Annotated in this window: 11 protein-coding genes; 9 read left to right on the plus strand and 2 right to left on the minus strand. The window is 69.1% G+C overall.

Going from position 1 to position 11,844, the window contains the following annotated elements; genetic code table 11:
- Positions 1–75: 75 nt before the first annotated feature.
- Positions 76–1,305: a DUF349 domain-containing protein gene (locus ACWCRJ_RS28765; protein WP_450942041.1), complete on the minus strand. Its 1,230-nt coding sequence runs from the start codon at positions 1,303–1,305 to the stop codon at positions 76–78.
- A gap of 135 nt (positions 1,306–1,440) precedes the next feature.
- Positions 1,441–2,283 (minus strand): peptidylprolyl isomerase, encoded by an 843-nt coding sequence (locus ACWCRJ_RS28770; protein WP_450942042.1) that lies wholly within the window; start codon positions 2,281–2,283, stop codon positions 1,441–1,443.
- Positions 2,284–2,453: 170 nt separating this feature from the next.
- Here ACWCRJ_RS28770 and ACWCRJ_RS28775 point away from each other — a divergent pair, with 170 nt between their 5' ends.
- The 9 genes from ACWCRJ_RS28775 (at position 2,454) to ruvX (ending at position 11,802) form a co-directional block, all read left to right on the plus strand.
- Entirely contained in the window at positions 2,454–3,164 is a 711-nt protein-coding gene (locus tag ACWCRJ_RS28775; protein ID WP_450942043.1) for an MBL fold metallo-hydrolase, read from the plus strand.
- Positions 3,165–3,177: 13 nt separating this feature from the next.
- Positions 3,178–4,440 carry a histidine--tRNA ligase gene (hisS, locus tag ACWCRJ_RS28780; RefSeq protein WP_450942044.1) on the plus strand — a complete coding sequence of 421 codons (1,263 nt, stop codon included), beginning with the start codon at positions 3,178–3,180 and terminating at the stop codon, positions 4,438–4,440.
- A 146-nt stretch (positions 4,441–4,586) separates the two neighbouring features.
- Positions 4,587–5,225 (plus strand): vitamin K epoxide reductase family protein, encoded by a 639-nt coding sequence (locus ACWCRJ_RS28785; RefSeq protein ID WP_450942045.1) that lies wholly within the window; start codon positions 4,587–4,589, stop codon positions 5,223–5,225.
- Between the two features lie 65 nt (positions 5,226–5,290).
- Positions 5,291–6,646 carry a replication-associated recombination protein A gene (locus ACWCRJ_RS28790; protein ID WP_450942046.1) on the plus strand — a complete coding sequence of 452 codons (1,356 nt, stop codon included), beginning with the start codon at positions 5,291–5,293 and terminating at the stop codon, positions 6,644–6,646.
- Between the two features lie 301 nt (positions 6,647–6,947).
- Entirely contained in the window at positions 6,948–7,562 is a 615-nt protein-coding gene (gene rpsD / locus ACWCRJ_RS28795) for a 30S ribosomal protein S4 (protein ID WP_319692905.1), read from the plus strand.
- Positions 7,563–7,795: 233 nt separating this feature from the next.
- Positions 7,796–8,245, plus strand: coding sequence for a DUF948 domain-containing protein (locus ACWCRJ_RS28800; protein ID WP_450942132.1), 450 nt, complete (start codon positions 7,796–7,798; stop codon positions 8,243–8,245).
- Between the two features lie 7 nt (positions 8,246–8,252).
- Positions 8,253–8,627: a hypothetical protein gene (locus ACWCRJ_RS28805; protein ID WP_450942047.1), complete on the plus strand. Its 375-nt coding sequence runs from the start codon at positions 8,253–8,255 to the stop codon at positions 8,625–8,627.
- Positions 8,627–11,299, plus strand: a complete 2,673-nt coding sequence (gene alaS, locus ACWCRJ_RS28810) for an alanine--tRNA ligase (RefSeq protein ID WP_450942048.1) — start codon at positions 8,627–8,629, stop codon at positions 11,297–11,299. Before ACWCRJ_RS28805 ends, alaS begins: the two co-directional genes overlap by 1 nt.
- 38 nt (positions 11,300–11,337) lie before the next feature.
- Entirely contained in the window at positions 11,338–11,802 is a 465-nt protein-coding gene (gene ruvX, locus ACWCRJ_RS28815; protein WP_202500049.1) for a Holliday junction resolvase RuvX, read from the plus strand.
- The last annotated feature ends 42 nt before the right edge of the window (positions 11,803–11,844 follow it).

The following is an 11,844-nucleotide window of genomic DNA, read 5'->3' on the forward strand; positions in this document are numbered from 1 at the left end:
GTGTCCACGCCCGACCTGAGGCCCGGGCCCCCCCCACCCCGCGGGCGCCCGCCCCTCTCGTCCGTGCCGTCGGTGTCAGCCGCCGAACTCCTGCAGACCCTTCAGGGCCTGGTCCAGCAGGGCCTGACGGCCGTCGAGCTCCCGCTGGAGCTTGTCGGCCTTGGCGTTGTTGCCCTGGGCGCGGGCGGCCTCGATCTGGCTGCCCAGCTTGTCGACGGCGGCCTGGAGCTGCCCCGTGAGACCGGCGGCACGGGCGCGGGCCTCCGGGTTGGTCCGGCGCCACTCCGCTTCCTCGGCCTCCTGGATGGCCCGCTCGACGGCGTGCATCCGGGCCTCCACCTTCGGGCGGGCGTCGCGCGGGACGTGGCCGATGGCCTCCCAGCGCTCGTTGAGCGAGCGGAAGGCGGCACGCGCCGACTTCAGATCCGTCACCGGCAGGATCTTCTCCGCCTCCCCGGCCAGCTCCTCCTTGAGCTTGAGGTTCTCCGACTGCTCCGCGTCACGCTCGGCGAACACGGAGCTGCGGGCGGCGAAGAAGACGTCCTGGGCACCGCGGAAGCGGTTCCACAGGTCGTCCTCGTGCTCGCGCTGGGCGCGGCCCGCGGCCTTCCAGTCGGCCATCAGCTCGCGGTAGCGCGCGGCCGTGGGGCCCCAGTCGGTCGAGTCGGACAGACCCTCGGCCTCCGCGACCAGCTTCTCCTTGATCTTGCGGGCGTCCTCGCGCTGCGCGTCGAGCTGCGCGAAGTGGGCCTTGCGACGCTTGGAGAACGCCGAGCGGGCGTGCGAGAAGCGGTGCCAGAGCTCGTCGTCGGACTTGCGGTCCAGCCGGGGCAGACCCTTCCAGGTGTCCACCAGCGCCCGCAGCCGCTCACCGGCGGACCGCCACTGGTCGGACTGGGCCAGCTCCTCCGCCTCGGTGACCAGGGCCTCCTTGGCGTGCCGGGCCTCGTCGGACTGCTTGGCCCGCTGCTGCTTGCGCTCCTCGCGGCGCGCGTCGACCGTCTCGACGAGCTTGTCCAGCCGGACCTTCAGCGCGTCCAGGTCACCGACCGCGTGATGCGCGTCCACCTGCTCGCGAATGTGGTCGATCGCGACCGATGCGTCCTTCGCGGACAGATCAGTGGTCTTCACCCGCTTCTCGAGGAGGCCGATTTCGACGACCAAGCCCTCGTACTTGCGCTCGAAGTAGGCCAGCGCTTCCTCGGGGGAGCCGGCCTGCCAGGAACCGACGACCTGCTCGCCGTCGGCCGTACGCACGTACACGGTCCCCGTCTCGTCGACGCGGCCCCACGGGTCGCTGCTCACAGCGCCTCCTCCACATGATGCCTGCAAGGGGCCTCAGCGCCCCCGGGCATCGTCCACAGTTTCGTCACGGCCAACATAGGCGACCGGCGGGTTGCCTGTCCGCATCCCGCGCGACCGAAATTTCGCTGTTGGGGGTCAGGACTTCTTGACAGTCGCCTTGTTGATCACGACGGTCGCGTTGGGCGCTCCATCACCCATGCCGGTGTTCTCGCCGGCCTTGGCGATCTTCGTCAGGACCTTCATCCCCGCCTTGGTGATCGTGCCGAACGGTGTGTAGTTGGCCGGCAGCGGACTGTCCTGGAAGACGAGGAAGAACTGGCTGCCGCCGCTGTTCTTGCCCTCGCCCGTCTGCCCGTTGAACTGGTTCGCCATCGCGACCGTGCCCGCGGGGTACACATCGCCCTTCAGGCGCGGGTCCTTGAGGTTCTCGTCGGGGATCGTGTAGCCGGGACCGCCCATGCCGGTGCCCTGGGGGTCACCGCACTGCAGCACGTAGATACCCTGCGTGGTGAGACGGTGGCACTTGGTGTGGTCCAAGTAGCCCTTGTTCACCAGGAAGTCGAACGAGTTGACCGTGTGCGGGGCCTTCGCCGCGTCCATCGTTATGGGGATGGAGCCGCAGGTGGTCTGCAGATCCATCGTGTACTTCGCGCTCTTGTCGATGGTGAGCGCGGGCTCCTTCTTGTAGGTGAGCTTCTCCACCTTGCCCGCGGCCGGCTTCTCGCACGGATCCGGCGCCTTGCTGGCGCTGGGCGACGGGCTCGGCGACACCTCCGCGCCCGCGTTGTCCTTCTTGTCGTCACCCTTGAGCACGTCGGTCGTGTACAGCGCCACGCTGCCCACCAGGATCACACCGAGCACCGAGGCGATCACGGCGTTGCGGACATGGGCCTTGCGCCGCGCGGACGTACGCCGCTGCTGCTGCCGCAAGAACTTCTCCCGGGCGAGCTGACGCCGCCGCTGATCCTGGCTGACCACGGGGTTCTCTCCTCATGCGTCTCGTCCGCCGACAGGTGCGTCGCGCGTCCGTCGAGTCGACTGTTTACGTGTGACCCGTACCGTATATGGGTTCGCTGGGGAAACGGCAGCGCCGGTAGGCTCTGATCCACAGCAACCCACCATCCTCGTACGCCACAAGAAGGACGATCGTGCTCATTGCCGGGTTCCCCGCCGGGGCCTGGGGGACCAACTGTTATCTGGTCGCCCCCGCCGCCGGTGAGGAGTGCGTGATCATCGACCCGGGCCACCAGGCCACCCAGGGAGTCGAGGAGACGCTGAAGAAGCATCGGCTCAAGCCCGTCGCCGTCGTCCTCACCCACGGCCACCTCGACCATGTGGCCTCGGTCGTCCCCGTGTGCGGCGCGCACGACGTACCGGCGTGGATCCACCCCGAGGACCGGTACATGATGAGCGACCCCGAGAAGGCGCTCGGCCGTTCCATCGGCATGCCGCTCATGGGCGAACTGACCGTGGGGGAGCCGGGTGACGTCAGGGAGCTGACCGACGGCGCGAAGCTGGAGCTGGCCGGTCTGGAACTGGCCGTCTCGCACGCGCCCGGCCATACCAAGGGGTCGGTGACCTTCCGGATGCCCGAGAACACGGAGATCCCCTCCGTGTTCTTCTCCGGGGATCTGCTGTTCGCCGGCTCCATCGGACGCACCGACCTGCCCGGCGGCGACATGGCCGAGATGCTCGACTCGCTGGCCCGCGTGTGCCTGCCGCTCGACGACTCGACCGTGGTGCTGTCCGGCCACGGCCCCCAGACGACCATCGGCCAGGAGCGCGCCACCAACCCGTATCTGCGGCAGGTGGCCGCCGGCGGCCAGGGAGCCCCTTCGGCTCCCCGACGAGGAATGTGACGAGAGACCTTCCGTGAGCACCTTTCAGGCCCCCAAGGGCACGTACGACCTGCTGCCCCCGGACAGCGCCAAGTACCTGGCCGTCCGCGAGGCCATCGCCGCGCCGCTGCGCGACTCCGGCTACGGCTACATCGAGACGCCCGGCTTCGAGAGCGTCGAGCTGTTCGCACGCGGTGTGGGTGAGTCCACCGACATCGTGACCAAGGAGATGTACGCCTTCGAGACCAAGGGCGGCGACCGGCTCGCCCTGCGCCCCGAGGGCACCGCCTCCGTCCTGCGCGCCGCCCTGGAGGCCAACCTCCACAAGGTGGGCAACCTCCCGGTCAAGCTCTGGTACTCCGGCTCGTACTACCGCTACGAGCGCCCCCAGAAGGGCCGGTACCGCCACTTCTCCCAGGTCGGCGCCGAGGCGATCGGGGCCGAGGACCCGGCCTTGGACGCCGAGTTGATCATCCTGGCGGACCAGGCGTACCGCTCGCTGGGCCTCAGGAACTTCCGCATCCTCCTCAACAGCCTGGGCGACAAGGAGTGCCGTCCTGTCTACCGGGCGGCCCTGAAGGAGTTCCTGCGCGGCCTGGACCTGGACGAGGAGACCCTGCGCCGAGCGGAGATCAACCCGCTGCGCGTCCTCGACGACAAGCGCGGCGACGTCCAGAAGCAGCTCACCGACGCCCCGCTGCTGCGCGACTACCTCTGCGACGCCTGCAAGGCGTACCACGAGGAGGTCCGTGAGCTGATCACCGCGGCGGGCGTCGCCTTCGAGGACGACCTCAAGCTGGTCCGCGGCCTCGACTACTACACCCGTACGACCTTCGAGTTCGTCCACGACGGCCTCGGCTCCCAGTCCGCGGTGGGCGGCGGCGGCCGCTACGACGGCCTCTCCGAGATGATCGGCGGCCCCGCCCTGCCGTCGGTCGGCTGGGCCCTCGGCGTCGACCGCACCGTCCTGGCCCTGGAGGCGGAGGGCGTCGAGCTCGAACTCCCCGCCGCCACCAGCGTGTTCGCCGTCCCGCTCGGCGAGGAGGCCCGCCGCCTGCTGTTCGCCAAGGTCACCGAACTGCGCAAGGTGGGCATCGCGGCCGACTTCGCCTATGGGGGCAAGGGCCTCAAGGGCGCGATGAAGAACGCCAACCGCAGCGGCGCGCGCTACACGGTCGTCGCCGGGGAGCGCGACCTCGCCGAGGGCGTGGTCCAGCTCAAGGACATGGAGTCCGGTGAGCAGGTCGCCGTCGGCGTGAACGAGATCGTGGCCGAGCTGGAGGCCCGGCTCGGCTGAGTCGAACCCTTGTCGCCCCTGCCGCCCTGTACGGGTGGCAGGGGCGACATTTACGTCCGGCGAACGGCCCGGGCGCGAGGGTGTACGGCACAATGACCGTGCCCCAGTGGCCCCTTCGGCGCTACGGAATCGACGGAATCGACGTGATGAGCAAGACGACAGTCAGGGACGTCTCGACCACCGATCGCGAACACACCGAGGCCGCGCGCACGGTGGGCGGCAGTCGTGCCTTCGCGATCCTGCTGCTGATCACCGGCGCGGCCGGACTGCTCGCGTCCTGGGTCATCACGATCGACAAGTTCAAGCTGCTGGAGGACCCGAACTTCACCCCCGGGTGCAGCCTCAACCCGGTCGTCTCCTGCGGCAACATCATGAAGAGCGACCAGGCCTCCGTCTTCGGATTCCCCAACCCGATGCTCGGCCTCGTCGCGTACGGCATCGTCATCTGCGTCGGCGTGAGCCTGCTCGCCCGCGCGACCTACCCGCGCTGGTACTGGCTGACCTTCAACGCGGGCACCGCCTTCGGCGTCGGCTTCGTGACCTGGCTGCAGTACCAGTCGCTGTACAACATCAACTCGCTCTGCCTGTGGTGCTGCCTCGCCTGGGCCGCCACGATCCTGATGTTCTGGTACGTGACGTCCTCCAACATCCGCAGCGGATTCCTGCCCGCCCCCGGCTGGCTGAAAGGCTTCCTCGGCGAGTTCACCTGGGTCCTGCCCGTGATGCACATCGGCATCATCGGCATGCTGATCCTGACCCGCTGGTGGGACTTCTGGACCAGCTGACGGCGGCTCCTGCGGGGGCGGCCGCCGGGGCCGGTCTGTCAGTGGCGTGACATAGGGTTTTCCGTGTGGAGCCCGATCTGTTCACCGCCGCAGCCGAAGAACGCCAGGAGAAGGACCCGGCCGCCAGTCCCCTGGCCGTACGGATGCGTCCGCGCACCCTCGACGAGGTCGTCGGCCAGCAGCATCTGCTGAAGCCCGGCTCGCCCCTGCGCCGACTGGTCGGCGAGTCCGGCGGCGGACCGGCCGGCCCCTCCTCGGTGATCCTCTGGGGCCCGCCCGGCACCGGCAAGACCACCCTGGCGTACGTCGTCTCCAAGGCCACCAACAAGCGTTTCGTGGAGCTCTCCGCGATCACCGCCGGAGTCAAGGAGGTCCGCGCGGTCATCGAGGGCGCCCGCCGGGCCACCGGCGGCTACGGCAAGGAGACCGTCCTCTTCCTCGACGAGATCCACCGCTTCAGCAAGGCCCAGCAGGACTCCCTGCTCCCGGCCGTCGAGAACCGCTGGGTCACCCTGATCGCGGCGACCACGGAGAACCCGTACTTTTCGGTGATCTCCCCCCTGCTGTCCCGCTCCCTCCTCCTCACCCTCGAACCCCTCACCGACGACGACCTGCGCGGTCTCCTGCGGCGCGCCCTGACCGACGAGCGCGGCCTCAAGGGCGCCGTCACTCTCCCCGAGGACACCGAGGGCCACCTCCTGCGCATCGCCGGCGGTGACGCCCGCCGGGCGCTGACCGCCCTGGAGGCCGCCGCCGGCGCCGCCCTCGACAAGGGAGAGGAGGAGATCGGACTCCAGACGCTGGAGGAGACCGTCGACCGCGCCGCCGTGAAGTACGACCGCGACGGCGACCAGCACTACGACGTGGCCAGCGCCCTCATCAAGTCCATCCGCGGCTCCGACGTCGACGCCGCGCTGCACTACCTGGCCCGCATGATCGAGGCCGGGGAGGACCCCCGCTTCATCGCCCGCCGCCTGATGATCTCCGCCAGCGAGGACATCGGCCTCGCCGACCCGAACGCGCTGCCCACAGCCGTCGCCGCCGCCCAGGCCGTCGCCATGATCGGCTTCCCCGAGGCCGCGCTCACCCTCAGCCACGCAACGATCGCCCTCGCCCTGGCCCCGAAGTCGAACGCCGCGACGACCGCCATCGGCGCCGCCATGGAGGACGTACGCAAGGGCCTGGCCGGCCCCGTGCCTCCACACCTGCGGGACGGGCACTACAAGGGCGCGGCCAAGCTGGGGCACGCCCAGGGGTACGTCTACCCGCACGACCTTCCCGAGGGGATCGCCGCCCAGCAGTACGCGCCGGACGAGATCCAGGGGCGGGAGTACTACACCCCGACCAGACACGGTGCCGAGGCCCGGTACGCCGACGCGGTGGAGTGGACCAGGAAGAACCTCGGTCGGAAGCAGTCCTGAACCCCCTGTAGACTTCTCCCCAGTGCTGCGTCCCGTGTCCGGCTCCGGTCGGCGCCTCAGGCGGGACAACCAGCCGGATCTTCATGATCCAGGAGCGTCGCGCACCGTCGTAGGTGTCGCGGGCAGCCCACCACCACTCGGAATTCCGGGACCGGTCGGTGGGCCGTTCGTGTGCTGCACGTATGTGCCCAGACCAGGGGAGCGGCTACCCGACAGGTTCCCAGCGGACCCGACGGGATTCCCCGGCTGCGGATGCGACCTCCCGTAACCCTGAGGCAGCCGAAGAGGAAAAGGAAAAGAAGTGGCGAACCAGTCCCGCCCCAAGGTCAAGAAGTCGCGTGCCCTCGGCATCGCGCTGACCCCGAAGGCCGTCAAGTACTTCGAGGCCCGCCCCTACCCGCCGGGCGAGCACGGCCGCGGCCGCAAGCAGAACTCGGACTACAAGGTCCGTCTGCTCGAGAAGCAGCGTCTGCGCGCGCAGTACGACGTGTCCGAGCGCCAGCTCGTCCGCGCCTACGAGCGTGCCTCCAAGGTCCAGGGCAAGACCGGTGAGGCCCTGATCATCGAGCTCGAGCGCCGTCTCGACGCGCTGGTCCTGCGTTCGGGCATCGCCCGCACGATCTACCAGGCCCGCCAGATGGTCGTCCACGGCCACATCGAGGTCAACGGTGGCAAGGTCGACAAGCCGTCGTTCCGCGTCAAGCCGGACGACGTCGTCATGGTCCGTGAGCGCAGCCGCCAGAAGCCGCTGTTCGAGGTCGCCCGCGAGGGTGGCTTCGCCGCCGACGGTGAGACCCCCCGCTACCTGCAGGTGAACCTCAAGGCCCTGGCGTTCCGCCTGGACCGCGAGCCCAACCGCAAGGAAGTTCCGGTCATCTGCGACGAGCAGCTCGTCGTCGAGTACTACGCCCGCTGATCGTCTTTCGACGGACGTAGCACACACGCACCGAGCGTCAGCCCGTCGTCCCCCCGCCCTCGTGGCGGGCGGGGCGGCGGGCTCTCGCCTTCCCGCGACAGGCATCACCGCGGGCGGTGCGACAGGTGGCGGTCGATAGGCAGTAATGCGGTACTGGGCGATCGCTCGGGCGCGATAGGCTCGGGACACGACTTTTCGACGTTCAGGCATGTTCCAGGGAGCGGGTGCAGACAGTGTCCGGTGGAGAGGTGGCCGGGATCCTGGTGGCCGTCTTCTGGGCGATTCTGGTCTCCTTCCTCGCCGTCGCGCTGGCGAGGCTGGCCCAGACGCTCAGGGCGACCACCAAGCTCGTCGCGGACGTGACCGACCAGGCCGTCCCCCTCCTCGCCGACGCGTCCACCGCTGTCCGCTCCGCGCAGACCCAGATCGAGCGGGTCGACGCCATCGCGTCGGACGTCCAGGAGGTCACGTCGAACGCCTCGGCGCTCTCCACGACCGTCGCGTCCACCTTCGGCGGCCCCCTCGTCAAGGTCGCCGCCTTCGGCTACGGCGTACGCCGGGCCATGGGGGGCGGACGCCGGGAGGACGAGCCCGCCGAGCAGCGCGGCCGTACCGTGATCGTGGGACGCACGGTTCCCGGCACCCGCCGGAGCAGGCGTGACACCCGTGGAAAGAAGGACTGACCGAGCGATGTTCCGCCGTACGTTCTGGTTCACCACAGGGGTCGCCGCCGGCGTGTGGGCCACCACCAAGGTCAACCGCAAGCTGAAGCAGCTCACCCCGGAGCACCTCGCCGGCCAGGCCGCGCACAAGGCGGTCGAGGCGGGCCACAAGCTCAAGGACCGGGCGGTCGGCTTCGCGCTCGACGTCCGCGACCACATGGCCCAGCGGGAGGCCGAACTGGGCGAGGCACTCGGCATCGAGGCCAACCCCGACAGCTACCCGGAGCTGCCCGCCCCGAGGCATGTCGTCGCCATCGAGAACAGCAACACCCCGAAGTACAGCAGGAATCCGAGGTACGTCGACAGTTCGTCGTACCCGTACAACCGGAATGAGGACCACTGATGGAGTCGGCCGAGATTCGTCGCCGCTGGTTGAGCTTCTTCGAGGAGCGCGGTCACACCGTTGTCCCTTCGGCGTCGCTCATCGCGGACGACCCGACTCTGCTCCTGGTCAACGCCGGCATGGTTCCTTTCAAGCCGTACTTCCTCGGTGAGGTCAAGCCCTCCTTCGCCCGCGCCACCAGCGTGCAGAAGTGCGTGCGCACGCCGGACATCGAAGAGGTGGGCAAGACCACCCGCCACGGCACGTTCTTCCAGATGTGCGGCAACTTCTCCTTCGGCGACTACTTCAAGGAAGGCGCCATCAAGCACGCCTGGGAGCTGCTCACCAGCCCCCAGGACAAGGGTGGTTACGGCCTGGAGCCGGAGAAGCTCTGGATCACCGTCTACAAGGACGACGACGAGGCCGAGCGCATCTGGCACGAGCAGATCGGCGTGCCCAAGGAGCGCATCCAGCGCCTCGGCAAGAAGGACAACTACTGGTCCATGGGCGTCCCCGGCCCGTGCGGCCCCTGTTCCGAGATCAACTACGACCGTGGCCCGGAGTTCGGCGTCGAGGGCGGCCCGGCCGTCAACGACGAGCGGTACGTGGAGATCTGGAACCTGGTCTTCATGCAGTACGAGCGCGGCGAGGGCACCTCCAAGGAGGACTTCGAGATCCTCGGCGAGCTGCCCAGCAAGAACATCGACACGGGCCTCGGCATGGAGCGCCTCGCCATGATTCTGCAGGGCGTGCAGAACATGTACGAGATCGACACCTCCATGGCCGTCATCGACAAGGCCACCGAACTCACCGGCGTCCGCTACGGCGACGCCCACGAGTCCGACGTCTCCCTGCGCGTGGTCACCGACCACATCCGCACCGCCGTGATGCTCATCGGCGACGGCGTCACCCCCGGCAACGAGGGCCGTGGCTACGTCCTGCGCCGCATCATGCGCCGCGCCATCCGCAACATGCGCCTCCTCGGCGCCACCGGCCCGGTCGTCCAGGACCTCATCGACGTCGTCATCGCCATGATGGGGCAGCAGTACTCCGAGCTGATCACCGACCGCGAGCGCATCGAGAAGGTCGCCCTCGCCGAGGAGAACGCCTTCCTCAAGACGCTGAAGGCCGGCACCAACATCCTCGACACCGCCGTGACGGAGACCAAGGCCGGCGGTGGCCGGGTCCTCGCCGGTGACAAGGCGTTCCTGCTCCACGACACCTGGGGCTTCCCGATCGACCTCACCCTGGAGATGGCCGCCGAGCAGGGCCTGTCCGTGGACGAGGACGGCTTCCGCCGCCTGATGAAGGAGCAGCGGGACCGCGCCAAGGCCGACGCCCGCGCCAAGAAGACCGGCCACGCCGACCTCGGTGCCTACCGCGAGATCGCCGACGCCGCCGGGGAGACCGAGTTCATCGGCTACTCGGACACCGAGGGCGAGTCGACGGTCGTCGGCATCCTCGTCGACGGGCTCTCCTCGCCCGCCGCCACCGAGGGCGACGAGGTCGAGATCGTCCTCGACCGCACCCCGTTCTACGCCGAGGGCGGTGGCCAGATCGGTGACACCGGCAGGATCAGGATCGACTCCGGTGCCGTCATCGAGATCCGCGACTGCCAGAAGCCGGTGCCCGGCGTCTACGTCCACAAGGGCGTCGTCCAGGTCGGTGAGGTGACCGTCGGCGCCAAGGCCCAGGCCTCGATCGACGGACGCCGCCGCACGGCCATCGCCCGTGCCCACTCGGCCACCCACCTCACCCACCAGGCCCTGCGGGACGCCCTCGGTCCGACGGCCGCCCAGGCCGGTTCCGAGAACCAGCCCGGCCGCTTCCGTTTCGACTTCGGTTCCCCCTCCGCCGTTCCGACGGCCGTGATGACCGACGTCGAGCAGAAGATCAACGAGGTGCTCTCCCGTGACCTTGACGTCCACGCGGAGATCCTGAGCCTCGACGAGGCCAAGAAGCAGGGCGCCATCGCCGAGTTCGGCGAGAAGTACGGCGAGCGGGTCCGTGTCGTCACCATCGGCGACTTCTCCAAGGAGCTGTGCGGCGGCACGCACGTCCACAACACCTCGCAGCTCGGCCTGGTCAAGCTGCTCGGAGAGTCGTCCATCGGCTCCGGGGTGCGCCGTATCGAGGCCCTGGTCGGCGTCGACGCCTACAACTTCCTGGCCCGTGAGCACACGGTCGTCGCCCAGCTCCAGGAGCTGATCAAGGGCCGCCCGGAGGAGCTTCCGGAGAAGGTTTCGGCCATGCTCGGCAAGCTGAAGGACGCCGAGAAGGAGATCGAGAAGTTCCGCGCCGAGAAGGTGCTGCAGGCCGCCGCCGGTCTCGCCGAGTCCGCCAAGGACGTGTCCGGCGTTGCCGTGGTGACCGGTCAGGTCCCGGACGGAACCACCGCCGACGACCTCCGCAAGCTGGTGCTCGACGTGCGCGGACGCATCCAGGGCGGCCGGGCCGTGGTGGTTGCCCTCTTCACCGCCGTGAACGGCAAGCCGCTGACGGTCATCGCCACCAACGAGGCCGCCCGCGAGCGCGGACTGAAGGCCGGCGACCTGGTCCGCACGGCCGCCAAGACCCTCGGCGGCGGCGGTGGCGGCAAGCCGGACGTCGCCCAGGGCGGTGGCCAGAACCCGGCCGCCATCGGCGAGGCCGTGGACGCGGTCGAGCGCCTGGTCGCCGAGACGGCCAAGTGAGCACGACGGATCACACGAGCGAAGACGACGGCCCGGCCATGCGCCGCGGCCGTCGGCTCGCGCTCGACGTCGGGGACGCCCGCATCGGGGTAGCCTCCTGCGACCCCGACGGGATCCTCGCCACCCCGGTCGAGACCGTTCCCGGACGGGATGTCCCCGCAGCTCAGCGGCGATTGAGACAACTGGTCGACGAGTACGTACCCATAGAGGTAATCGTCGGACTTCCGCGCTCCCTCAAGGGGGGCGAGGGGCCGGCGGCAGTCAAGGTACGGGGATTCGCCCAGGAACTGGCCCGCATGATCGCGCCGGTCCCGGTCAGACTCCTCGACGAGAGGATGACCACGGTGACGGCCGGTCAAGGACTGCGTGCCTCGGGTGTGAAATCCAAAAAGGGCAGGTCGGTCATCGACCAGGCAGCAGCCGTGATCATCCTGCAACAAGCGTTGGAATCCGAACGGATGTCAGGTAAAGCTCCGGGCGAGGGCGTCGAAGTGGTCATCTGATCGCGATACGGTAACGTTCCGCGCGATGCGGTGGCCTTCGAA

The organism is Streptomyces sp. NPDC002324, from assembly GCF_053593335.1.

Excerpts from the sequence above, each read along its gene's own strand:
- ruvX (WP_202500049.1), top strand. The coding sequence starts at position 11,338 with ATGCGCCGCGGCCGTCGGCTCGCGCTCGACGTCGGGGACGCCCGCATC.
- ACWCRJ_RS28785 (WP_450942045.1), top strand. The coding sequence starts at position 4,587 with ATGAGCAAGACGACAGTCAGGGACGTCTCGACCACCGATCGCGAACAC.
- ACWCRJ_RS28805 (WP_450942047.1), top strand. The coding sequence starts at position 8,253 with ATGTTCCGCCGTACGTTCTGGTTCACCACAGGGGTCGCCGCCGGCGTG.
- alaS (WP_450942048.1), top strand. The coding sequence starts at position 8,627 with ATGGAGTCGGCCGAGATTCGTCGCCGCTGGTTGAGCTTCTTCGAGGAG.